The organism is Pseudomonas sp. TH34 (assembly GCF_016650865.1).
In the GTDB taxonomy this organism is placed as follows: domain Bacteria; phylum Pseudomonadota; class Gammaproteobacteria; order Pseudomonadales; family Pseudomonadaceae; genus Aquipseudomonas; species Aquipseudomonas yamanorum.
Genome location: NZ_JAEKFB010000033.1, coordinates 347,464 through 371,458, shown reverse-complemented (window position 1 = coordinate 371,458; position 23,995 = coordinate 347,464). Strand labels below are relative to the sequence as shown.

Here is a 23,995-nt window from a genome sequence, read left to right as displayed (position 1 = left end):
GATCAAAATCAAAAGCAGATCAAAAGCAGAGCACAGCGGCCTACCGGCCGGCTTGAGTGTTAAAAGCCAGATCAAAAGCCAGAGCGAATGCAGATCTGCTTTTCTGTGGGGGCTGGCTTGCCTGCGATGCAGACACCTCGGTACATCAGACACACCGAGGCGATGCCATCGCAGGCAAGCCAGCTCCCACATTTGGACCGTGCCCGCTTTAGCTTTTGATTTTGCTCTTCAACACTCAAGCCGGCCGGGAGGCCGCTGTGCTGTTGATCTGCTTTTGATCTTGATCTTAGGCGCCCCGTTAACCACGCTGGCCGAACGCAGGCTTTGGAGCGTGGGTAACCCGGCAGGACGCCGGGTTAGCCGCGCTGGGCCAAGGATGGCCCATCGCGGCGGCCCACGGTCCAAAGCCGGAGTGAGGGCACACCGAGCCTAGGCGAGGTGCCGAGTGGTGGGGCAAGAGCGTTTTGCTTACTTTTGCGCTGTTCAAAAGTGAGCCGCTGTAAGAGCGGAACCAATAGTCGCCGTTACCTAAATAACGGATATACACCCCGACCCACCCCTCACCCCAACAACTCACTCATCGCAATAATCTGCTCCGCCACCTGAATCAGCTTCTGCTGCCGACTCATCGCCTGACGCCGCATCAGCGTGTAGGCCTCTTCCTCATTACACCCCTTCATTTTCATCAACAGCCCCTTGGCCGTCTCAATCCGCTTACGCTCCGCCAACTGCTGATCCCGCGCCTGCAACTGCGCGCGCAGCGCCTGGTCACTCTCGAACCGTGCCATGGCCACATCCAGAATCGGCTGCAGCCGCTGCGCCTGAATCCCTTCGACGATATAGGCACTGACCCCAGACTTGATCGCCTGACGCATCACCCCCGGATCATGCTCATCGGTAAACATCACAATCGGCCGCGGCTGGTCGCGGCTGACCAGTACCACCTGTTCCATCACATCACGCCCCGGCGACTCGGTATCGATCAAAATCACATCCGGGCGCACCGCCTCAACCCGCGCCGGCAGGTCAATCGTCAGCCCCGACTCATCGATCACTTCAAACCCGGCCTCGATCAACGCGGCCTTGAGCCGCCCAACCTTGCGTGGCGTGTCGTTGATCAACAGGATTCGCAACATAAGATCCTCCTGTCAGCGCAAGGCCTGGCGGCTGGAAACGTCTGCCATGGCGTGCAGGCGAAAGCTGCGGGCATACCCGGCCGGGTCCGAACCGTCCCAGACTTTGCCGTCGATCAACTGACCGCTGCGCATGGCCTCGCCTCCGGCGGGCACCCCCACGGCGCTGGCCGCCTGGCGATAGATGTCCAGTTGCTGTACGCGGCGGGCAGTACCGAGGTAGTCCGGGTCTTCCCGCAGCAACCCCCAGCGGCGGAACTGGGTCATGAACCACATGCCATCGGACAGGTACGGCAGATTGACTTCGCCATTGCCAAAAAAACGCAGGGCATGAGGATCCTGCCAGTGGTTGCCGAGGCCGTCGTCGTAGTTGCCCAGCAGCCGCGGTTCGATGCAGTCCAGCGGCGCGTCGAGGTATTGCGGGGCGCTCAGCAGTTGCGCGGTGGAGCGGCGGTTTTCAACGCTCTCCTCGATAAATCGGCTGGCTTGCAGAATGGCCATCACCAGCACCCGGGCGGTATTAGGGTATTGCTCGACAAACGCCTGGGTGCAACCGAGGACCTTCTCCGGATGATCCGGCCAGATCGCCTGGGTTGTCGCCAGGGTGAAGCCTTGATTTTGCTTCACTGCACTCGCGCACCAGGGCTCGCCAACGCAGAACCCATCGATACGCCCGGCTTGCAGATGCGCAACCATTTGTGGCGGTGGCACCACCACACTGTCCACGTCCTGCAGTGGATGAATGCCTTGGCTCGCCAGCCAGTAATACAACCACATGGCGTGAGTGCCTGTGGGAAAGGTCTGGGCGAAGGTGAGTTTTGTTCGGCTTTGGTGCACGCGACGATCCAGTGCCTCAGGACTGGTCACCCCTAACTGTTGCAGACCACGGGACAGGTTGATGCTCTGGCCATTCTGGTTCAGGCCCATCAGCACGGCCATGTCGGTGGGCGCCACGCCGCCGATGCCCAGGTGCACCGCGTAGATCAGACCGTACAGACTGTGGGCGGCGTCCAGTTCGCCGCTGACCAGGTTGTCGCGCAGGCTGGCCCATGATGACTGGCGCCTGAGGTTCAAGGTCAGGCCATAGGGCTGCGCGAAGCCCTGGGTGGCGGCGACCACCACCGAGGCGCAATCGCTCAGGGCCATGAAGCCCAGGCTGAGGCTGCTCTTTTCCGGGGCATCGCTGCCGTTGACCCAAGCCAGGGGATCACTCATCAATAGCTACCTTTCATAAAAAAACGCCGTTCCGTCGGGCCACTCACAATGAAGGCCCGGGGTAACGACGTCTGTGTCCTTGAGCCCGTTCCGCCGTTGGCGCGGGCTGCGATAGACAAGGCAAAGCAAGGCACATGCCACGAAGCGCACAGGATGGGCGGGGCGTCAGCTTTCCATCAGGATTGAAAATGGCCTGACTCGCAGTATGGCCGCTCTTTCAGCCCGGGCCATGCAGGCATGTTCATCAACCTTTCCCATTTTTCGACGCTGCTTTTCTGCCTGGTGCTGTTGGGCAGCCCCTGCGCGTTCGGGGAGTCGTACCAGGCTCGTGATGAAAGCCTGCACACTTTTTTACCGCGCTGTCATTGCCGCTGGGGCAACCGATCGTTGTCAGTCAGGCGGCGGCGCGCAAGCGCATCAGCGGGGCGTTCGATTTCGATTCGGCGCAACCGCTGCTGGAGTCGGTCGCCCGGCAGCACGGCTTGATCTGGCACAGCGACGGCCTGGTGCTTTACCTCTATGACGCCGACGAGGCGAAAAGCTCGGTGGTGACCTTGCGGCACATTTCGGTGGATATCCTGCGCGGGTTCATGCGCCGCTCGGGGCTCGACGAGGCGCGTTATCCGCTGCGGGCAAGTGGGGCGCGGATGTTCTATGTGTCCGGGCCGCCGAACTATGTCGACCATGTGTTGCGCCTGGCGCAACTGATGGACCGCCAGCGTGCGGAACTGCGCATGGGGCCGCAGCGGATCGGCGTGGTGCAGGTACTCAACACCCACGTGGCAGACCGCGAGTACGAGATGGGCGACAGAACCGTCACGGTGCCGGGCATGGCGTCCATGATCGAAAAACTGTTGGCCGTCGAGCAGGAGAGTGCCTCACGGGGGCAATCCGGATTACTGGGTGACACCGATATTTCGGTGCTGGCCTACCCGGACACCAACAGCCTGTTGATCAAGGGCAAGCCTGAGCAGGTGAGCTTTATCGAAAGCCTGGTGGCGGAGTTGGATGTGCCGAAGCGTGCAGTGGAGGTTTCATTGTGGCTGGTGGATGTGGACCGTGATGAGCTCAAGAAGCTGGGCGTGGCCATGCATGAAGGCTCCGGCGAGCCTTCCGCAACCCGGGTCATGGCGCCCGTCGTGGACGACGCCTTCATGAAGCGGATCATGGCACTGGAGCCGCGTCGGCGAGCGAAGGTCACGGCGTTGCCGGTGATTCTTACCCAGGAGAATGTGCCGGCGGTGTTCAACGATCACCAGACGTTCTATCTGCCCCGGCCGGGTGAGGACGGTGATGAGTGGCAACCGGTGGTCTACGGCACGCAGGTCAGTGTTTTGCCGCGCTTCGCCGAGGCGGGTGAAATCGAGATGCTGCTCACCATTGAGGATGGCCGCCAGCGGAGCAAGGCTGGCAGTCGCGACAAGCGCTCGGCGGCGGTGGAGCGCGTGGGAATCAGCAGCGTGGTACGTGTGGCGCCGGGCAGACGGCTGCTGGTGGGGGATTTTCAGCGTGATGCCGGGCCGGCCTCGTCCGGACGCTATTACGGGCCTATGGCCAACAGTGTCCGGCTGTTTGTCATTCAGGCGGCGGCGCTTGGGGATGCTGTGCGTACCCGTGCAGAGCCGGGGCAGGCACCGCCGCTGACACCCTCCCAGTATGAGCAGGTGAAACGTGCATTTAGCCGTCGGGGCGAGGGATAAAACCGCCGTTGTTCCTGTATGGGGTGGTGCTGAAAAGTCCTACGCAGCCTGTCTGGAAAAAATAGTGCACGGGGGCTTTTGCCTCTCCTATACCGCGGGTGAGCTTTTTATAGTCGCGATTTTTCGGGATAACCAGTGTTGGAAATGAGGGTGAGTTGGGTGCAGAGGTACGAATGGCCGTGCTGAATAACGGGGTACTGGCTGCCCCCATGGTCTTTGATCGCTGGACATTGCATGGCGACGGCAGGCTGACCGGCGAAGATTCGGATATTCAACTACCGCCCAAGGAGGGGCAGGTGCTGCGCGTGCTGCTGGCGTCGGCCGGTGTGTTGGTGACCAAGGATCACTTGCTGGAACAGGCATGGCCCCATAACGAGGCCACCGAAGAGTCCCTGACCCGTTGCATCTGTTCGCTGCGCAAAATTTTGAAGGACGGTAGGGGGCTGATCAAGACGGTGTACGGCAAAGGGTACCGAGTGACCTGTGCCGTCACGGTTGCGAGCCATGTCTGTTCTACCTGCGGTCGAAGCCAGGCATGAGACGCGCCTGGCGCAAGGGAGTGCTGCTGCTCGCCCTCGGTTTCAGCAATGAAGCCCGGGCGTATTGCTGGGCCGAGGCCGCCAGCCGCTATGACATCGAACCGGAGCTGCTGCAAGCCATCGCCGCGGTGGAGTCGGGTTATCGCGCCGAGGCCATGAATTACGCCAACAGCAATGGCACCCGGGATATCGGGCTGATGCAGATCAACAGCATTCACCTGCCGCGCCTGCTCAAGTTGGGCATTACCGAACAACGCTTGCTTGATGAGCCTTGTCTGTCGGTGGAGGTCGGGGCGTCGATCCTTGCCGACTTTGTCAAACAGTTCGGCTACAACTGGACGGCGATCGGCTCCTACAATGTGGGCGGTGGCCCCGGGACTGAGCGCGAGGCCCTGCGTCTTCGCTATGCGCAAAAGATCTGGGTTCGCTACGAGGAACTGATGGCGTACCGCAACTGACGATTGGACAGCACGCCTCGCATGCAGCCCTTCACCCCGGCTATAATCGCCGCCACCTTTCGCCGCCATCCGAGTCAATCCCGCCCATGTATACCCTGGCCCGCCAGCTGTTGTTCAAACTCTCTCCGGAAACCTCCCACGATCTGTCCCTGGATTTGATCGGTGCCGGTGGCCGCCTGGGGCTCAATGGTCTGGTGTGCAAGGCCCCGGCGAAAATGCCGGTGTCGGTGATGGGGCTCGATTTCCCCAACCCGGTGGGCCTGGCTGCCGGCCTGGACAAGAACGGCGCAGCCATCGACGGTTTTGCGCAGTTGGGTTTTGGCTTTGTCGAAATCGGCACCGTGACCCCACGGCCGCAGCCGGGCAACCCGAAGCCGCGGATCTTCCGCCTGCCGGAAGCCGAGGCGATCATCAATCGCATGGGCTTCAACAACCTGGGTGTGGATAACTTGCTGTCGCGGGTTCAGGCAGCGAAGTACACAGGCATCCTGGGGATCAACATTGGCAAGAACTTCGACACGCCGGTGGAGCGTGCGGTGGATGACTACCTGATTTGCCTGGACAAGGTCTATGCCCACGCCAGCTACGTCACCGTCAACGTCAGCTCGCCGAACACCCCTGGCCTGCGCAGCCTGCAGTTTGGCGACTCCCTCAAGCAACTGCTCGAAGCCTTGCGCCAGCGCCAGGAAGACCTGGCTGTGCGCCACGGCAAGCGCGTGCCGTTGGCGATCAAGATTGCCCCGGACATGAGCGACGAAGAGACCGTACTGGTGGCCCAGGCCTTGGTGGACTCCGGAATGGACGCGGTGATTGCCACCAACACCACCCTGAGCCGCGTTGGCGTCGAAGGCCTGGCCTTTGGTGACGAGGCGGGTGGCCTGTCCGGTGCGCCGGTACGCGACCAGAGCACCCACATCGTCAAGGTGCTGGCGGCCGAACTGGCCGGGCGCTTGCCGATCATTGCGGTGGGCGGCATCACGGAAGGCAAGCACGCGGCCGAGAAAATCGCCGCTGGCGCGAGCCTGGTGCAGTTGTATTCCGGTTTTATCTACAAGGGCCCGGCATTGATTCGCCAGTCGGTGGATGCGATCGCGGCGTTGCCAAAAGGTTAATCGAGGCCCATTAAAAAGGGCTCCTCGAAGGAGCCCCTGGGCCGAAGCCCGCCGCCCGGATGGGGCGTGCGTGGTTAAGTGGTTGCGTATTCGTGCTGGTGTCGGAATTAAATGCCCTTGATTAGCCGACGGCGTGAAGTTCGTTGAGTCTGTGGATTCCCGCAGTGCCAGTCATACCGTCCCAGTTGTCGCCGCGTCCTTCTCGCCAGCCGTTGATCCAGGCTTGGCGTACCGACGGTAGAGTAAATGGGCAAAGCTCACGGGATTTGCCATGAACGCCATATTGATATCCGCGTAAAAATGCTCTTTCCAACGGATCACGCTTAAGTCTTCTCATAGGGTGTTTCCCTCACTTGTTGACTGTCTTGATATCCTTCGGCCTCGTCCGAGGCCGGGCAGAGTTTTTCTGCCGTTGGTGGGCTCGCTGCCGGCGTGGCGAGCCAATGTGTCGGCGTCGTTACGGCGCCAACCTGTGTTGAGTTCTAACCAATAGGTCACATGGATTCAATGATCGTTTTGTCATAAGCACGTAACGATAATGATGCTATGGCCATAAGCTGGGATGGCTTTTCGCCCCTTTTCTTGGGCAAACCCAGCTATGATGTGCCCTTCAAAGAGGATGGGTTTAATCCTTTAGTGAGAATGCCCACCTGTTGCAGTCGGTTATTATTCGACGAAGGGTCAGAATATTTCTTTTTGTTGCTTCAAATACTTGAACTGCCCCGTCGATAAAGGCCCAAAAGGCCTGTAGCCGAGGTGGAACGGCACATTCGTGCCACACGAGCGCTCTTCAAGAAAAGCGCTTGATTGAAAACCGAACGCGCGATGCGTCGCCCGTTCACTTATTGCTGAAAAGCCTGGAATGCCCCATGTCGGACCGTTTTGAACTCTTCCTCACTTGCCCCAAGGGCCTCGAAGGCCTGCTGATCGAGGAAGCCGTCGGGCTTGGCCTTGAGGAAGCCCGCGAGCACACCTCAGCCGTGCGCGGCATGGCCGACATGGAGACCGCCTACCGCCTGTGCCTCTGGTCGCGCCTGGCCAACCGCGTGTTGCTGGTGCTCAAGCGCTTCCCGATGAAGGACGCCGAAGACCTGTACCACGGCGTGCTGGACATCGAGTGGGAAGACCACATGCTCGCCGACGGCACCCTGGCCGTTGAATTCAGCGGCCACGGCTCGGGCATCGACAATACCCACTTCGGCGCGCTGAAGGTCAAGGATGCGATTGTCGACAAACTGCGCACCCCGACCGGCGAACGTCCGTCCATCGACAAGATCAACCCGGACCTGCGCATTCACCTGCGCCTGGACCGTGGCGAAGCGATCCTCTCCCTTGACCTGTCCGGCCACAGCCTGCACCAGCGCGGCTACCGCCTGCAGCAGGGCGCCGCACCGTTGAAAGAGAACCTGGCGGCGGCGATCCTGATTCGCTCCGGCTGGCCGCGCATCGCTGCCGAAGGCGGCGCGCTGACGGACCCAATGTGCGGCGTCGGTACCTTCCTGGTGGAAGGCGCGATGATTGCCGCCGACATGGCCCCCAACCTGAACCGTGAGCTGTGGGGGTTCACCGCCTGGCTCGGTCACGTTCCGGCGCTGTGGAAGAAACTTCATACAGAGGCCAGCGAACGCGCGGCCATCGGCATGGCCAAGCCGCCGCTGTGGGTTCGGGGTTACGAAGCTGACCCACGCCTGATCCAACCCGCGCGTAACAACATCGAACGCGCTGGCCTGAGCCACTGGATCAAGATCTACCAAGGCGAAGTCGGCACCTTCGAGCCGCGTCCGGACCAGAACCAGAAAGGCCTGGTGATCTGCAACCCGCCTTACGGTGAGCGTCTGGGTGATGAAGCCAGCCTGTTGTACCTCTACCAGAACCTCGGCGAGCGTCTGCGCCAGGCTTGCCTGGGCTGGGAAGCGGCGGTGTTCACCGGCGCTCCGGACCTGGGCAAGCGCATGGGTATCCGCAGCCATAAACAGTATTCGTTCTGGAACGGCGCCTTGCCGTGCAAGCTGCTGCTGATCAAGGTCACCCCGGACCAGTTCGTCACCGGCGAACGTCGCACCCCGGAACAGCGCCAGGCCGAGCGCGAGCAAGCGGCCTACGACCAGGCGCCGACCGAGCCGCAAGAGCGTCAGTACAACAAGAACGGTAACCCGATCAAACCTGCCCCGGCCCCGGTGGTCGAGCAGGCGCGTTTGAGCGAAGGCGGGCAGATGTTTGCCAACCGCCTGCAAAAGAACCTGAAGCTGCTGGGCAAGTGGGCCAAGCGCGAAGGCGTCGATTGCTACCGTGTGTACGATGCCGACATGCCGGAATACTCCATGGCCATCGACCTGTACCACGACTGGGTTCACGTCCAGGAATACGTGGCGCCGAAGTCGATCGACCCGGAAAAAGCCTCGGCACGCATGTTCGATGCCCTGGCGGCCATTCCCCAGGCGCTGGGCATCGACAAGAACCGCGTGGTGGTCAAGCGTCGCGAACGCCAGAGCGGCACCAAGCAGTACGAGCGCCAAAGTGCCCAGGGCAAGTTCACCGAGGTCAGCGAGGGCGGCGTCAAGTTGTTGGTCAACCTGACCGATTACCTGGACACCGGCCTGTTCCTTGACCACCGCCCGATGCGCATGCGCATCCAGAAAGAGGCGGCCGGCAAACGCTTCCTCAACCTGTATTGCTACACCGCCACCGCCAGTGTGCACGCGGCCAAGGGTGGCGCGCGCAGCACCACCAGCGTTGACCTGTCGAAGACCTACCTGGACTGGGCGCGCCGCAACTTCTCCCTCAACGGTTTCTCCGACAAGAACCGCCTGGAGCAGGGCGACGTGATGGCCTGGCTGGAAGCCAGCCGCGATGAGTTCGACATGATCTTCATCGACCCGCCGACCTTCTCCAACTCCAAGCGCATGGAAGGCATCTTCGACGTGCAACGTGACCACGTGCAGTTGCTGGACCTGGCCATGGCACGCCTGGCGCCGGGCGGCGTGTTGTACTTCTCCAACAACTTCCGCAAGTTCCAGCTGGAAGACAACCTCGTCGAGCGTTACGCCGTCGAGGAGATCAGTGACAAGACCATCGACCCGGATTTTGCGCGCAACGCCAAGATCCATCGGGCGTGGAAAATCACCGCTCGCTGATCACTGCGTTCTGAAGCCGCAAGCCCGGATCATTCCGGCCTTGCGGTTTTTTTTTGCGCTGGTCAAACGCAAGTCCTGTGGCTATAACTTAAGGCCTTGCCAAAGTGACGCACCTGCACGCTGGCGTTCCGAGTCTTGTCTATGCCGCTGCATGCCGTCCGCCCGAAAATCCTAGGCTTTATCAGTGAGCAAGTATCGGCGTGGCTGGTGGCGGTGGTGGTGTTTCTGGCCGGAAGTGCGCTGACGATCGTCGTCGCCTGGGCGGCCTCCGATCTCTATCAACAGCAGGTGCGCCAGCGCTTCCAGTTGCTGGTTAACGAGCGCTACAGCCGCCTCCAGGAACGCTTTGAGGACCAGGAACAACGCCTGGGCAGCCTGCGGCGGTTTTTCGTCAATTCCACTACGGTCTCCCGCGAAGAGTTCGACGGCTTTGCGCAGCCCTTGCTGTTGCGCACCCGCGCCTATGCCTGGGCGCCCCGGGTGTTACGGGACCAGCGCAGCGCGTTTGAACAAGAAATTACGGCTGAGCGCGGGGTGAGTTTTTCCATTCGCGAATTGAACGCAGCGGGCGAACTGGCCCCGGCCGCTCAGCACGATGAGTATGTGCCGGTGCTGTACAGCCAGACCCAGAGCCTGCTTGGCTCGCCGCTGGGGTTTGACCTGTTGGCCCAGCCACTGCGACGCTCGACGGTGGAGCGTGCGCGACAGTCCGGCAAAATGGCGGTGTCCCAGCCCATGCAACTGGTGGGGGTGGAGCCGGCCTACGCCATGGGCGTGCTGTTGGTGGCACCCGTCAGTGGGGCACCGACGCCACAAGCGCCCATCAGCGAACCTTACGGCTACGTAATGGCGGTAATCAGCATGCGCCAGCTGGTGGCCGACGGCTTGCCCAAGGCGGACCGGGACAATCTGGTGACGCAGATCGTCGATACTTCCGACGCAGAAAAGCGCGTGCTGTATGAATCCAGCAACGCGGTGGCGGACAGCGATCTGATGGCCGTACGCCGGCTGACGCTTGGCGACCACGTCTACGCCTTGAGCCTGCGCCCCAGCCAGGTGTTCCTGCAGGGTAATCATTCTTCGCAGGTCACTATCCTGGTCATGGGCAGCCTGCTGAGCCTGCTGCTCAGTGCGCTGCTCTACGTGTTGGTCAGCCAACGCCAGCGCGCGTTGAAACTGGTGGAGCAACGCACGGCCCAATTGCGTCAGCGTGAACAGGAGTTGCGGGGTACCCACGGCCAACTGCGCAGCGTGCTGAATGCGGCGACCCAGGTGGCGATCATTGCCACTGACCTGCGCGGTGTGATCACCACCTTCAACGCCGGCGCCGAGCGAATGCTGGACTTTGAGGTGGACGAGGTCCTGGGTCACCTGACCCTCGAAAGCCTGCATCTGGCGCCCGAGCTGGAAGCCCGCGCGGTGCAGTTGAGCGCGGCGCTGGGCAAGCGTATCGCGCCAGGCCAGGCGATGCTGGTGGACGGCGCCGATGCGGTGCACGAGACCCGTGAGTGGACGCTGGTGCGCAAGGACGGCAGCCATCTGACGGTGAACATGCTCGCCACCGTGTTGCTGGATGAGCATGGCCTGTGGGTCGGACACCTGGCGATCTGCCTGGATGTCACCGAACAAAAGCGTGCCTATGAGGCACTGGCCGCGCGGGACCGCCTGCTGAAGAAACTCAGTGCCCATGTGCCCGGCGGTATTTTCCAGTTCATCCTGGAACCGAACGGCGACTCGCGTTTCATCTATGCCAGCGACGGCATTCGCGATATCTACGAGATCGAGCCGGGGGTGTTGCAGCAGGATGCACGAAAGGTCTTCGAGCGCATTCATCCGCTGGACGTCGAGCGGGTACGGGATTCCATTCGTTTGTCCACCCTGCAACTGAGCCATTGGCGTGAAGAGTACCGGGTGCAATTGCCCCAGCGTGGGCTGCGCTGGATTCGCGGTGAAGCGACGCCGGAAGAACTCCCCGGCGGCGGTACGTTATGGCATGGCTATGTGTCGGATATTTCCGATCTAAAGCGGGTCGAGGAAGAGCTGCGGGCGCTGTCGATTACCGATTCCCTGACCGGCATTCATAACCGACGCTACTTCCAGGACCGGCTGAAGGCCGAGATGATTCGAGTCAAGCGCGCCTCTGGAGCGTTGTCGGTGATCATGTTCGACATCGACCACTTCAAGCGTATCAACGACCAGCACGGCCACGCGGTCGGCGATGAAGTACTCAAGGAATTGTGCCGGCGCATCAGCCAACGATTGCGGCGTACGGATGTGTTTTGCCGGCTGGGGGGCGAGGAGTTCGTGGTGCTGTGCCCCAATACCGACGGCAGCCAGGCGCTCAGCGTTGCCCTGGAGTTGTGGCAGGCGTTGCGCAGTGAACCGATGGAGGATGTGGGGATCGTGACTGCCAGCTTCGGGATCGCCAGTTGGCGGGTCGAAGAGGGGGTTGATGGCCTGTTGCTGCGGGCGGATTCAGGGGTGTACGCGGCGAAGCAGGCGGGCAGGGATAGAGTTGAGGCAGAGCGGGTGCTTGCCTGAAGCCAGATCGGAGTGTGGGAGCTGTCGAGCTTTAGCGAGGCTGCGATGCAGGCGCCGCGGTGCACCAGGTACACCGTGGTGATCCTATCGCAGCCTCGCTAAAGCTCGACAGCTCCCACATTTGATCTTTGTTGCTGTTAGATAACCGGGGCCGCCGCCAGTTTCGGCTGGCGGTACAGGTCCAGCAGCACCTGGTCCAGCACCGAAGAGGCAGCCAGGCATTCAGTGTTGCCCTGGAGTTGTCGCAGGCGTTGCGCAGTGAGCCGATGGAGGATGTGGGTATCGTGACTGCCAGTTTCGGGATCGCCAACTGGCGAGTCGAAGAGGGCGTTGATGGCTTGTTGCTGCGGGCGGATTCAGGGGGGTACGCGGCGAAGCAGGCGGGCAGGGATAGAGTTGAGGCAGAGCGGGTGCTCGCCTGAAGCCAGATCGGAGTGTGGGAGCTGACGAGCTTGCCTGAAGCCAGGTATCGGAGCGTGGGAGCTGTCGAGCTTTAGCGAGGCTGCGATGCAGGCGCCGCGGTGCACCAGGTACACCGCGGTGATCCTATCGCAGTCTCGCTAAAGCTCGACAGCTCCCACATTTGATATTTGCTGCTGTTAGAGGACCGGGGCCGCCGCCGCCAGTTTCGGCTGTCGATACAGGTCCAGCAGCACCTGGTCCAGCACTGAAGAAGCCCCCCACGGTTTCGGATCGTTGAGAATCGCCACCACGGCCCAGGTATTGCCATTGTTGTCGCGGCTGAACCCGGCGATCGCACGCACGGTGTTCAGGGTGCCGGTCTTGACGTGGGCCTCGCCGCGCATGGCCGTGGTCTTCAGGCGTTTACGCATGGTGCCGTCGGTGCCGGCAATCGGCAGCGAGCTGATGTACTCCGCCGCGTACGGGCTTCTCCACGCTGCTTGCAGCATGGTTGCCATCTCGCGGGCGCTGACCCGTTCGGCGCGGGACAGGCCGGAACCGTTCTCCATCACCAGGTGCGGTGCGGTGATGCCCTTTTTCGCCAGCCACTGGCGCACCACGCGCTGGGCCGCCTTGGCGTCGTCGCCGTCGGCATCGGTGCGGTACTGCGCGCCCAGGCTCAGGAACAGCTGCTGGGCCATGGTGTTGTTACTGTATTTGTTGATGTCGCGGATGATTTCCGCCAAGTCCGGCGAGAACGCACGAGCCAGCACTTTGGCGTTCTTCGGTACCGGCGCCTGGATGTCACGGCCCTGGATGCTGCCACCCAGTTCCTTCCAGATCGCCCGAACGGCGCCGGCGGTGTAGGTGGCGTGGTCCAGCAGTGACAGATACGTCTGCGAGCTGCAGCCATCCGCCAACTGGCCGCTGACGGTCACGGTGACGCTGCCATCGGCGGCAGTCATCGGGCTGTAGCGCACGTCACCGGTGCACTGTTTAGCGTTGGAGACCTTGACCTGGTTGTCGATGCGAATGCTCGCAATCGGCGGCTCGACCGACACCAGTACCTTGCCCGAGTCATTGCGGGTGACGAAGCGCAGCGCCTTGAGGTTGACCATCAGGGCGTCGGGCTTGACCAGGAACGGCTTGTTCTCGTCGTTGCCGTCGTCATTGAACTCCGGCAGTTGCGGCGGGATGAAGAAGCCACGGTCGAGTACCAGATCGCCGGTCACTTGCTGCACGCCATTGGCCCGCAGGTCGCGCATCAGCAGCCAGAGTTTTTCCATGTTCAGCTTGGGGTCGCCGCCGCCCTTGAGGTACAGGTTACCGTTCAGGATGCCGCCGCTGAGGGTGCCGTCGGTGTAGAACTCGGTTTTCCACTGATGGTTGGGGCCGAGCATTTCCAGGGCCGCATAGGTGGTGACCAGCTTCATCGTGGAGGCCGGGTTGACCGACACGTCGGCGTTGAACACGGTGGGTGTGCCCGGGCCATTGAGGGGAATCATCACCAGGGACAGCGCGTTGTTTTGCAGCTTGGCTTTCTGAAGGGCTTCCTGGACCTTGGGTGGCAAGGAAGTGTTGATCGGGGCAGCGGTAACGGAAAAGGCCAGGGGGAGAAGAAAGCCGGCCAGTAACAATGGACGCAAAGATTTGATCATAAGAATTAAAACCCTACTGCTGAGGGGTAAAAAGGTGAGGGGTATGTACGAAAAATCCCTCAATGGTCATGAAAGTGTCGGCATTATGCCCCAAGGCTGTCGCACTTGTGGCTGAACGATAGCTGCAATTGGCGGTTTTTTTTACTGGCACTGTGCCGCCTGTCCCAGAGAATCGGGCAAAGGCCTGCTTAAACTGCTAAAGTGCCGCCCGTTATTACTTAAGAGGATTGTTCCAATGGCGACTAACCGTTCCCGGCGTCTGCGCAAAAAACTGTGCGTTGATGAATTTCAAGAGCTGGGTTTCGAACTGAACCTGGACTTCAAAGAAGGTTTGGACGATGAAGCGGTTGACGCTTTCCTCGAAGCATTCCTGACTGAAGCAATGGACGGCAACGGCCTGGACTACGTCGGCGGTGATGACTTCGGTCTGGTTTGCAAAGCCACCCGTGGTTCGGTCAACGAAGAACAGCGTGCCGCTGTTGAAGCGTGGCTGAAGGCTCGTCCAGAGCTGACCCGCGTTGAAGTCAGCGCCCTGTTGGACGCTTGGCATCCAGAAAAGCCGATCAACCCGGCAGTCTGATGTCATGAAAAAGCGACCCGCCCGGGTCGCTTTTTCGTTACTGGGTCTAAAGAATCAGGCCTTGCGCCAGTTCAGAATCACCAGCGTCAACACCCCCGCGACAATCCCCCAGAACGCCGAGCCGATGGAAAACAACGTCAACCCCGACGCTGTGACCATGAAGGTGATCAACGCTGCCTCCCGTTCCTTGGGCTCATTCATGGCGATGCTCAGGCCATTGATGATCGAGCCAAACAACGCCAATGCCGCAATTGACAGCACCAGTTCCTTGGGTAACGCAGCGAACAACGCGGCCAACGTCGCGCCAAACACCCCGGCAATCCCGTAGAAAATCCCGCACCAGACCGCGGCGGTATAGCGCTTGTTGCGATCCTCATGGGCATGGGGCCCGGTGCAGATCGCCGCGCTGATGGCTGCCAGGTTGATGCCATGTGAGCCAAACGGCGCCAGCACCAGCGAGGCCAGGCCGGTGGTGGTGATCAAGGGTGAAGCCGGCACGTTATAGCCGTCGGCCCGCAGTACGGCGACCCCCGGCATGTTTTGCGAGGTCATGGCCACCACGAACAGCGGGATGCCGATGCTGATGGTCGCCGCCAGGGAGAAGTGCGGTGTGGTCCACACCGGGGTTGCCACTTCGAGGTGGAAGCCGCTGAAATCCAGCAGCCCCATCAGCCCGGACAGCGCCGTGCCGATCAGCAGTGCCGCGAGTACGGCATAACGCGGCGACAGGCGCTTGATGACCAGGTAAGTGAAGAACATCCCCAGCACCAGCCCGGTACGGTGCTGCGCGGCGACAAAAATCTCGCTGCCGATCTTGAACAGAATGCCCGCCAGCAAGGCCGCCGCCAGGGACGCCGGGATGCGCCTGACGAGTTTTTCGAAGCTGCCGGTCAACCCGCAGATCGTCACCAGCACCGCACAGGTGATGTAGGCGCCGATGGCTTCGCCGTAACTCACACCGCCCAGGCTGGTGATCAACAACGCCGCCCCCGGGGTGGACCAGGCGATGGTGATCGGCGTGCGATAGCGCAGGGACAGGCCAATGCTGCACACCGCCATGCCGATGGAAATCGCCCAGATCCACGAGGAAATTTGCGCCGTGGTCAGGCCGGCGGCTTGGCCAGCTTGAAACATCAGCACCAGGGAGCTGGTGTAGCCGGTCATCATGGCGATGAAACCGGCGACGATGGCCGAAGGCGAAGTGTCGGCCAGTGGGCGTAATCGCGCTTGGGGGGCGTCGGACATGGGGCGGTGTTCCTTTTACCGGGCTGTCTGTAGGAGCGAGCTTGCTCGCGAAGGTCGTTAACGATGACGCTGGCATCCTGAATGAATGCGGTGCTTATACGTTTTTCGCGAGCAAGCTCGCTCCTACAAAGGAGAAAGTGCGGAATCAAGCCTAAACTCAAACGTAACGATTCATTGCAATACAGCCGGCGCCGCAAACAGCCGTACAGTGTGTTGGCGCAACGGGTTGTGTACAATGTGCGCTGATTTTACGCGATACTTGCCAGCGACCCTCTGTGCCGTATTACAGTCAACGTCAATTCGCCGCCGTTCTCCCGACCCGAGTGCCCATGAACGAACAGTTGCAGCCCCTCAAGAAACAACCGCGAGCCGGTAAGGCCGGTCGCAGTGGAACCCAGGACGATATCGTCTACGCGCATATCTTCGAGGCGATCCTCGAGCAACGCCTGGCGCCCGGTACCAAATTGAGTGAAGAAGCGCTGGGCGAAATCTTTGGCGTCAGCCGCACCATCATCCGCCGCGCACTGTCGCGCCTGGCCCATGAAGGCGTGGTACTGCTGCGGCCCAATCGCGGCGCGGTAGTGGCCAGCCCGAGTGTCGAGGAAGCCCGCCAGGTGTTCCTCGCCCGGCGTCTGGTGGAGCGTGCGATCACTGAGTTAGCGGTACAGCATGCCACGGCCGAGCAACTGGCCGAGCTGCGGCAGATGGTCAACGACGAGCGCGACAGCTTCTCCCGGGGCGATCGCGGTGCGGGTATCCGGCTTTCCGGCGAGTTCCACCTGAAACTGGCCGAGGCGGCGAAGAATGCCCCGTTGATCAGCTTCCAGCGCAGCCTGGTGTCCCAGACCTCGTTGATCATCGCCCAGTATGAAAGCGGCAACCGCTCCCACTGTTCCTACGATGAGCACACCCAGCTGATCGACGCGATCGAAGCGCGGGATGCGGGTCTGGCGGTGAACCTGATGATGCATCACATGGATCACATCGACAGCAAGCTCAACCTCGATGAGGAAAGCGCTTCTGACGATCTGCATGCAGTGTTCTCGCATTTGTTGCAGACCAAGAAGCCGGGGCGCTCGTCTGTAAAGTTGTAACCCCGATCAAAAAATGTGGGAGCTGGCTTGCCTGCGATAGCATCACCTCGGTATCACTGATACACCGAGGTGTCTGCATCGCAGGCAAGCCAGCTCCCACATTTGGTTTGTGGTGCTGGTTAAATCAGCGTTGGTGCACCAATTGCCCCGCCGCATACGTCTGCAACACCGCCCGGTCATCCCCCAGTGTCATCAATACAAACAACGTCTCGGCAATGTTGTTGGCCTGCTTCAGGCGATAGCTGAGCAGCGGGGTGGCGTTGTAATCCAGCACCAGGAAGTCGGCATCAGTACCCGGTTGCAGGGTGCCGATCTTGTCTTCCAACCGCAGTGCCCGCGCACCGCCCAGGGTCGCCAGGTACAACGACTTGAACGGGCTCAACCGCGCCCCTTGCAGCTGCATCACCTTGTACGCTTCGTTCAGTGTCTGCAGCAGCGAGAAGCTGGTGCCGCCACCGACATCCGTACCCAGGCCGACATTCAGCTTGTGCTTCTCGGCCATCGGCAGATTGAACAATCCGCTGCCCAGGAAGAAGTTCGACGTCGGGCAAAATGCGACTGCCGAGCCTGCTTCTGCCAGTCGCGCGCACTCGTCATCGCACAGGTGCACACCGTGGGCGAACACCGAGCGCTCACCCAGCAGTTTGTAATGGTCGTACACGTCCAGGTAGCCCTTACGCTCCGGGAACAGTTCTTTCACCCATTCCACTTCCTGCAGGTTTTCACTGATGTGGGTCTGCATGTACAGGTCCGGGTATTCCCCCAGCAACTGCCCGGCGAGGGTCAGTTGTTCAGGCGTACTGGTCGGTGCGAAACGTGGCGTCACCGCGTAGTGCAAACGGCCCTTGCCGTGCCAGCGCTCGATCAGCGCCTTGCTCTCCGCGTAGCCGGATTCAGCGGTGTCGGTCAAATAGTCCGGCGCGTTGCGGTCCATCATCACCTTGCCGGCGATCATCCGCAGGTCGAGCTTCTCGGCCGCTTCAAAAAACGAGTTCACTGACTGCGGGTGCACGCTGCCGAATACCAGGGCGGTGGTGGTGCCGTTGCGCAGCAGTTCCTTGATGAAAATATCCGCGACTTCTTCGGCGTGGGCCTTGTCGGCGAACTGGCTTTCACACGGGAAGGTGTAGGTATTGAGCCAGTCCAGCAACTGCTCGCCATAGGCACCGACCATGCCGGTTTGCGGCAGGTGAATGTGGGTGTCGATCAGGCCGGGGGTGATCAGCGCGTCCTGGTAATGGGTGACTTCGATGTCGGCGGGCAGGGTAGCGAGCAATTCGCTGGCGTGACCCAGGGCGCTGATCTGGCCGTTGTCGATCACCAGCAGGCCGTCTTCGAAATACTCGTAGGAGGCTTCGATCCCCACTTCGGCAGGGTCGGCGATGCTGTGCAAAATAGCGGCACGGTAGGCTTTGCGTGTCAAAGGCATGGTCGTCTCAGTTAGTCGCTTGGCTGCGGCGGGATACCGGCAGCAGTTTGGCAATGGGTTCGGCGCTCGCAGTGTGCTGGCCGAAATTGGCGTTATAGGTGGCGATGATTTCGCCGGCGATGGAGATGGCGATTTCCACAGGCAGTTTGCCTTTGACCTCAGTCAACCCCATCGGGCAATGCATGCGTTGCAGTTGCGCGGTGTCAAAACCGCGATCCCGCAGGCGGTGTTCAAACTTGACGCGCTTGGTCTTCGAGCCGATCAGGCCGAAGTAGGTGAAGTCATTGCGCTTGAGCAGGGCGGCGGTCAGTTCCAGGTCCAGTGCATGGTTGTGGGTCATGACGATGCAGTAACTGCCCACAGGCAAGTGGTCGATTTCATCCACCGGCTCTTCGCTGACGATTTTACGCACGCCTTGGGGGATGTGTTCCGGGAATTCCTGTTCCCGGGAGTCGATCCAACGCACCCGGCACGGCAGGCTGGCCAGCAACGGCACCAGCGCACGGCCCACATGGCCGGCGCCGAACACCGCGATGTGCGCCTGCACCTGGCCCATGGGTTCGAACAACAGCACCGTCACGCCGCCGCAGCACTGGCCCAGGCTGGCGCCGAGGCTGAAGCGCTCCAGGTGGGTGTTCTGCTGGCCGCGCACGAGCATGTCCCGGGCGATCTGCATCGCCTTGTATTCCAGGTGCCCGCCACCGATGGTGTCGAAGGTGTGGGCGGCACTGATGACCATCTTCGAGCCGGCATTGCGCGGTGTGGAGCCGAGCTCTTCGATGATGGTCACCAGCACGCAGGGTTCACCCTGGTTCTGCAGGTCGGCGAGGGCGCTGATCCAGTTGTTCATGTTTACCTCAGCATCTCTGTTGTCAGTTCGACCGCTATCGCAGGCAAGCCAGCTCCCACATTTGATTGGGTTCACACATCAGAATGTGGGAGCCAGGCTTGCCCGCGATGGCAGCGCCTCGGTCTAAAGCGAAGCCAACTCGGTTTCCGTTTCCACAGCTTTTGCGGCGGTTAACTGGCGCATCTGCTCACACCCCCACAACACCCGCTCCGGCGTCGCCGGCGCATCAATCTTCGGCTGATGGCGATAGTCACCCAGGCTCGCCACGGCATCCTTGATCGCACACCACGAGGCAATTCCGAGCATGAATGGCGGCTCACCCACGGCCTTGGAATGGAACACCGTGTCTTCCGGGTTCTTGCGGTTTTCCACCAGCTTCACCCGCAGGTCCAGCGGCATGTCGGCGACGGCGGGGATCTTGTAGCTGGCCGGGCCGTTGGTCATCAGCTTGCCTTTGTTATTCCAGACCAGCTCCTCCATGGTCAGCCAGCCCATGCCCTGGATGAAGCCGCCTTCCACCTGGCCGATGTCGATGGCCGGGTTCAGCGAGGCGCCCACGTCGTGCAGGATGTCGGTGCGCAGCATTTTGTATTCGCCGGTCAGCGTGTCGACGATCACTTCGCAACAGGCCGCGCCGAACGCGAAGTAGTAGAACGGTCGGCCACGCGCCTGGCTGCGGTCGTAGAAAATTTTCGGGGTCTTGTAGAAACCGGTGCTCGACAGTGAAACCTGGGCGAAATACGCCTGCTGGATCAACGCTTCAAAGGTCAGAATGTGATCGCGAACCCGCACATGCCCGTTGTGGAATTCAACGTCGGCCTCGCTGACTTCATACTTGCGCGCGGCAAATTCCACCAGGCGCTGCTTGATGGTTTCGGCGGCGTTCTGTGCAGCCTTGCCGTTCAAGTCGGCACCGCTGGACGCCGCCGTCGGCGAGGTGTTCGGCACCTTGTCGGTGTTGGTGGCGGTGATTTGTACGCGGTCGATTTCCACCTGGAAGATCTCGGCCACCACCTGCGCGACCTTGATGTTCAACCCCTGGCCCATCTCGGTGCCGCCGTGGTTCAGGTGGATGCTGCCGTCGGTGTAGATGTGGATCAGCGCACCGGCCTGGTTGAGGAAACTGGCGGTGAAGGAAATCCCGAATTTCACCGGTGTGAGGGCCAGGCCTTTTTTCAGGATCGGGCTGTTGGCGTTGTAGCGACGGATCGCTTCGCGGCGCTCAAAATACTGGCTGCTTTGTTCCAGTTCGGCGGTCATTTCTTCGAGCATGTTGTGCTCGACGGTCTGGTAGTAGTGGGTGACGTTGCGCTCGGTCTTGCCGTAGTAGTTGGCCTTGCGCACCGCCAGCGGGTCGAGGGCCAGGTGCCGGGCAATCGCGTCCATCACTTCCTCGATGGCGACCATGCCTTGGGGGCCGCCGAAGCCACGATAAGCCGTGTTGGACGCGGTGTTGGTCTTGCAGCGGTGGCCGTTGACGGTGGCGTCGCCCAGGTAATACGAGTTGTCGGAGTGGAACATTGCGCGGTCGACAATCGAGTTCGACAGGTCCGGCGAGCAACCGCAGTTGCCCGCCAGATCCAGATTAATCCCGTGCAGGCGGCCGGTGTCGTCGAAGCCCACGTCATACTCGATGTAGAACGGGTGGCGCTTGCCGGTCATCAGCATGTCTTCCACGCGTGGCAGGCGCATCTTGGTCGGCTGGCCGGTGAGGCGCGCGACCACCGCGCACAGGCATGCCGGGCTGGCGGCCTGGGTTTCCTTGCCGCCAAAACCACCGCCCATGCGGCGCATGTCGACCACGATCTTGTTCATCGACACGTCGAGTACTTCGGCCACCAGTTTCTGCACTTCGGTGGGGTTTTGCGTGGAGCAATACACAATCATTCCGCCATCTTCAGTGGGCATCACCGAAGAAATCTGGGTTTCCAGGTAGAAGTGTTCCTGGCCGCCGATGTGCAGGGTGCCCTGGATACGGTTTTTGGCGGTCGCCAGCGCGCCCGCCGAATCACCGCGTTGATGGGTGTGGCTGTCCAGCACGAAGTGTTTTTTGCGAAACGCCTCGACCACGTCCAGCACCGGCTCCAGGTCTTCGTATTCGATTACGGCAGCCATGGCGGCTTTGCGCGCGGTTTCCAAGTCGCGGGCGGCGACGGCCAGCACCACCTGGCCGACGAACTGCACGGTGTCGATGGCCAGCAACGGGTCGCCGGGCATCAGCGGGCCGATGTCTTTCAGGCCCGGCACGTCTTCGTGGGTGATGACGATGCGCACACCCTCAAAGGCGTAGCAGGGCGCGGTGTCGATGCTGAGGATTTTTGCGTGGGCGCGGTCCGACATGCGTGCGTACAGGTGCAACTGGTTCGGAAATTCCAGGCGGTCATCGATGTACTGCGCCTCGCCCGAGACGTGCTTGGCGGCGCTGTCGTGCTTGACGCTGCGACCGACGCCGCTGGTCAGGTCCTTGGCAAACAGTTCGGCGAGTTCGGCCTGGGATTTTTCCACAGCGTGATGGTTAGACATAAGCGGTCACCCGAGTCTCGATGTGCGGCGTTTGCAGTTCGATGAAGTATTTGCGCAGCAGGTTTTGTGCGCTGAGCAGGCGGTATTCCTTGCTGGCGCGGAAGTCCGACAGTGGGGTGAAGTCTTCGGCCAGGGCCGCGCAGGCTTTTTCCACGGTGGCGGAGTTCCAGGTGGCGCCGTTCAGCGCGGCTTCGCAGCTTTTCGCACGTTTTGGGGTGGCGGCCATGCCACCGAACGCCACGCGGGCATCCGTGATCACGCCGTTATCAATCTTGAGGTTGAAGGCGGCGCAGACGGCGGAAATGTCATCGTCCAGACGCTTGGAAACCTTATAGGCACGGAACAGCGGCACGCCTTTGGGCACGATGATTTTTTCGATGAATTCGCTGTCCTGGCGGGCAGTGACACGGTAGTCGATGAAGTAGTCTTCCAGGGCCAGAGTGCGACGGGTGTTGCCTTTGCACAGTACGATCTGCGCGCCTAGGGCGATCAGCAGTGGCGGTGAGTCACCGATGGGCGAGGCGTTGCCGATATTGCCGCCCAGGGTGCCCTGGTTGCGGATCTGCAACGAAGCGAAGCGGTGGAGCAATTCGCCGAAGTCCGGGTATTCGTTGTTGAGTGCGCTGTAGCAGTCGGACAGGGAAGTGGCTGCGCCGATTTCCAGGCGGTCGTCGAAGCTTTCGATGCGCTTCATTTCTTCGATATTGCCAACGTAGATCATCACCGGCAGCGTGCGGTGGAACTGGGTGACTTCCAGCGCCAGGTCGGTGCCGCCGGCCAACAGCCGGGCTTGCGGATAAGCGTCGTAGAGGTCCGCCAGGTCGGCGACGGTCAACGGCACCAGGCAGCGTTTGTCGCCGCTGTTCAGTTCACCCGTTTGCGTCGGGGCGATGGATTTCAGGCGGGCGATGGTGTCGGCCTGGCGGCTGTCGAACTGGTCCTGGGGCTTGTTGCAGCAGGCCTGTTCGGCGGCCGCAAGAATCGGGCGATAGCCGGTGCAGCGGCAGAGATTGCCGGCCAGGGCTTCGTGGGCTTTCTGGCTGTCGGGCGCATCACTGTTCTTTTGCAGGGCGAACAGCGACATCACAAAACCCGGGGTGCAGAAGCCGCACTGCGAACCGTGGCATTCCACCATGGCTTGTTGCACGCTGTGGAGTTGGCCCTGGTGCTTGAGGTCTTCGACGCTGATCAGTTGTTTGCCGTGCAGGGACGAGACAAAGGTCAGGCACGAGTTGAGGCTGCGATAGCGAATCTGCTCCGCACCTTGATCGTCGGTGTGCAGCTCGCCGACCACCACGGTACAGGCGCCACAGTCGCCGCTGGCGCAGCCTTCCTTGGTGCCGGATTTGCCCAGGTGCTCACGCAAATAGTTGAGCACGGTCAGGTTCGGGTCCAGGGCGTGCTCGCTACGGAGCTCCTGGTTTAGTAAAAACTGGATCACGGAAGGCCTCGCAGACTCATTATTGTTGTTAACCGCTTTGCGCCGAATCTAGTCATGTCTGACTTTTCGGTCAACGATTTTCTGACCGAAAGGTCAAGAAAATGCGATCTCAACATCCTTAATTATGGTCCAGTTCTCTGGAACCGCCGTTTTTAGGGGCTTCTGGACTTTAACGGTTGCTTATTTCATGCCAAATTCGTGCTTGTGGGCCGTACGCCATCAATGGGCAAGTGCGCTACACTGCCGCGCTCGTACCGATAGAAGATTTTGAAGGGAAAACATGACGTTCAAGGCGCCGGATAGTCTTGCCGAGCAAATCGCTCACCACCTCGCCGAACGTATCATTCGCGGCGACCTCAAGCCTGGGGAGCGGATCCAGGAGCAGAAGGTCACACTGGCGCTCAATGTCAGCCGTGGTTCCGTGCGCGAAGCCTTGCTGATCCTTGAGCGTCGGCACCTGATCGCAATCCTGCCGCGCCGTGGCGCCCATGTCACCGAGCTGACTGCCCACAAGGTGCAGAGCCTGTGCACGCTGATGGGTGAGCTGTACATACTGCTGGGCAACGCGGTCGCCGCCGGCTGGCAGACCCAGGCCGACATGGCGCCGTTTGTGCAGATCCAGCAGCGCCTGGTCGCCAGCTTCGAACGCCAGGACATCCGCGCCTTCGTCGAAGAAAGCTTCAACGTGATGCGTGCCGCCTATCCGTTCGCCAACAACCCGTATCTGCAGGAAACCGTTGAGAACCTGCAGCCGGCGATGAACCGTGCCTATTACCTGGCGCTGGATCAACGCAAGGCGTCCATGAGCGAGTACCTGGTGCTGTTCGAGCAGTTGCTAGCCGCCGTGCTGGCCCGTGACCTGCCACAGATTCGCCAGGTGCTCTCGGCCTACGGCGAGCGCAGTTGCTCGCTGGTTATTGCTGCGTTGGCGGAAGCCTAAG

At 61.1% G+C, this 23,995-nt stretch carries 17 protein-coding genes and 2 pseudogenes; 10 read left to right on the top strand and 9 right to left on the bottom strand.

Features of this window, described 5'->3' with window-relative positions; genetic code table 11:
- Positions 1-560: 560 nt before the first annotated feature.
- Together JFU58_RS27255 and JFU58_RS27250 are read right to left on the bottom strand one after the other, a co-directional pair.
- A complete protein-coding gene (locus JFU58_RS27255; protein WP_201142808.1) occupies positions 561-1,136 on the bottom strand; it encodes an ANTAR domain-containing response regulator in 576 nt (191 codons plus the stop codon).
- Between the two features lie 12 nt (positions 1,137-1,148).
- Positions 1,149-2,348, bottom strand: coding sequence for a CmpA/NrtA family ABC transporter substrate-binding protein (locus JFU58_RS27250; RefSeq protein WP_177026895.1), 1,200 nt, complete (start codon positions 2,346-2,348; stop codon positions 1,149-1,151).
- Between the two features lie 237 nt (positions 2,349-2,585).
- Here JFU58_RS27250 and sctC point away from each other — a divergent pair.
- From sctC to JFU58_RS27230, 4 genes and pseudogenes are all read left to right on the top strand, one after another.
- Positions 2,586-4,048 (top strand): annotated as a pseudogene (sctC, locus tag JFU58_RS27245) (type III secretion system outer membrane ring subunit SctC).
- Positions 4,049-4,221: 173 nt separating this feature from the next.
- Entirely contained in the window at positions 4,222-4,587 is a 366-nt protein-coding gene (locus JFU58_RS27240) for a winged helix-turn-helix domain-containing protein (protein WP_063032342.1), read from the top strand.
- Complete coding sequence (locus JFU58_RS27235; RefSeq protein WP_093200437.1) at positions 4,584-5,045, top strand: transglycosylase SLT domain-containing protein; 462 nt, start codon at positions 4,584-4,586, stop codon at positions 5,043-5,045. The genes JFU58_RS27240 and JFU58_RS27235 overlap by 4 nt, the downstream gene beginning before the upstream one ends.
- Positions 5,046-5,131: 86 nt before the next feature.
- Positions 5,132-6,157, top strand: coding sequence for a quinone-dependent dihydroorotate dehydrogenase (locus JFU58_RS27230; protein ID WP_201142807.1), 1,026 nt, complete (start codon positions 5,132-5,134; stop codon positions 6,155-6,157).
- A gap of 121 nt (positions 6,158-6,278) precedes the next feature.
- On the opposite strand, the gene rmf is transcribed toward JFU58_RS27230, so the two are convergent.
- Positions 6,279-6,494: a ribosome modulation factor gene (gene rmf, locus JFU58_RS27225; protein ID WP_002553055.1), complete on the bottom strand. Its 216-nt coding sequence runs from the start codon at positions 6,492-6,494 to the stop codon at positions 6,279-6,281.
- 532 nt (positions 6,495-7,026) lie between these two features.
- On the opposite strand from rmf, the gene rlmKL reads away from it, so the two are divergent.
- From rlmKL to JFU58_RS27210, 3 genes and pseudogenes are all read left to right on the top strand, one after another.
- A complete protein-coding gene (gene rlmKL, locus JFU58_RS27220) occupies positions 7,027-9,291 on the top strand; it encodes a bifunctional 23S rRNA (guanine(2069)-N(7))-methyltransferase RlmK/23S rRNA (guanine(2445)-N(2))-methyltransferase RlmL (protein WP_063032336.1) in 2,265 nt (754 codons plus the stop codon).
- A 141-nt stretch (positions 9,292-9,432) separates the two neighbouring features.
- Positions 9,433-11,832: a sensor domain-containing diguanylate cyclase gene (locus JFU58_RS27215; protein ID WP_201142806.1), complete on the top strand. Its 2,400-nt coding sequence runs from the start codon at positions 9,433-9,435 to the stop codon at positions 11,830-11,832.
- A 209-nt stretch (positions 11,833-12,041) separates the two neighbouring features.
- Positions 12,042-12,254 (top strand): annotated as a pseudogene (locus tag JFU58_RS27210) (hypothetical protein); the annotation flags it as partial.
- A gap of 177 nt (positions 12,255-12,431) precedes the next feature.
- Here the strand turns inward: JFU58_RS27210 and dacB are convergent.
- Entirely contained in the window at positions 12,432-13,892 is a 1,461-nt protein-coding gene (dacB, locus tag JFU58_RS27205) for a D-alanyl-D-alanine carboxypeptidase/D-alanyl-D-alanine endopeptidase (protein ID WP_063032330.1), read from the bottom strand.
- A gap of 235 nt (positions 13,893-14,127) precedes the next feature.
- On the opposite strand from dacB, the gene JFU58_RS27200 reads away from it, so the two are divergent.
- Entirely contained in the window at positions 14,128-14,472 is a 345-nt protein-coding gene (locus JFU58_RS27200) for a YggL family protein (RefSeq protein ID WP_003219101.1), read from the top strand.
- A 54-nt stretch (positions 14,473-14,526) separates the two neighbouring features.
- On the opposite strand, the gene JFU58_RS27195 is transcribed toward JFU58_RS27200, so the two are convergent.
- Positions 14,527-15,717: a benzoate/H(+) symporter BenE family transporter gene (locus JFU58_RS27195; protein WP_201142804.1), complete on the bottom strand. Its 1,191-nt coding sequence runs from the start codon at positions 15,715-15,717 to the stop codon at positions 14,527-14,529.
- A 329-nt stretch (positions 15,718-16,046) separates the two neighbouring features.
- On the opposite strand from JFU58_RS27195, the gene JFU58_RS27190 reads away from it, so the two are divergent.
- Positions 16,047-16,811 (top strand): GntR family transcriptional regulator, encoded by a 765-nt coding sequence (locus JFU58_RS27190; RefSeq protein ID WP_017477154.1) that lies wholly within the window; start codon positions 16,047-16,049, stop codon positions 16,809-16,811.
- 124 nt (positions 16,812-16,935) lie between these two features.
- Here the strand turns inward: JFU58_RS27190 and guaD are convergent, their stop codons facing one another.
- The 4 genes from guaD to xdhA form a co-directional block, all read right to left on the bottom strand.
- Positions 16,936-18,240, bottom strand: coding sequence for a guanine deaminase (gene guaD, locus JFU58_RS27185; protein WP_063032326.1), 1,305 nt, complete (start codon positions 18,238-18,240; stop codon positions 16,936-16,938).
- A 7-nt stretch (positions 18,241-18,247) separates the two neighbouring features.
- On the bottom strand, positions 18,248-19,090 hold the full coding sequence (gene xdhC, locus JFU58_RS27180) for a xanthine dehydrogenase accessory protein XdhC (RefSeq protein ID WP_063032324.1): 843 nt from the start codon (positions 19,088-19,090) through the stop codon (positions 18,248-18,250).
- Positions 19,091-19,213: 123 nt separating this feature from the next.
- On the bottom strand, positions 19,214-21,613 hold the full coding sequence (gene xdhB / locus JFU58_RS27175; RefSeq protein WP_201142803.1) for a xanthine dehydrogenase molybdopterin binding subunit: 2,400 nt from the start codon (positions 21,611-21,613) through the stop codon (positions 19,214-19,216).
- A complete protein-coding gene (gene xdhA, locus JFU58_RS27170; protein ID WP_093200412.1) occupies positions 21,606-23,054 on the bottom strand; it encodes a xanthine dehydrogenase small subunit in 1,449 nt (482 codons plus the stop codon). The genes xdhB and xdhA overlap by 8 nt, the downstream gene beginning before the upstream one ends.
- 280 nt (positions 23,055-23,334) lie before the next feature.
- On the opposite strand from xdhA, the gene JFU58_RS27165 reads away from it, so the two are divergent.
- Positions 23,335-23,994, top strand: a complete 660-nt coding sequence (locus JFU58_RS27165) for a GntR family transcriptional regulator (protein ID WP_017477159.1) — start codon at positions 23,335-23,337, stop codon at positions 23,992-23,994.
- The last annotated feature ends 1 nt before the right edge of the window (position 23,995 follow it).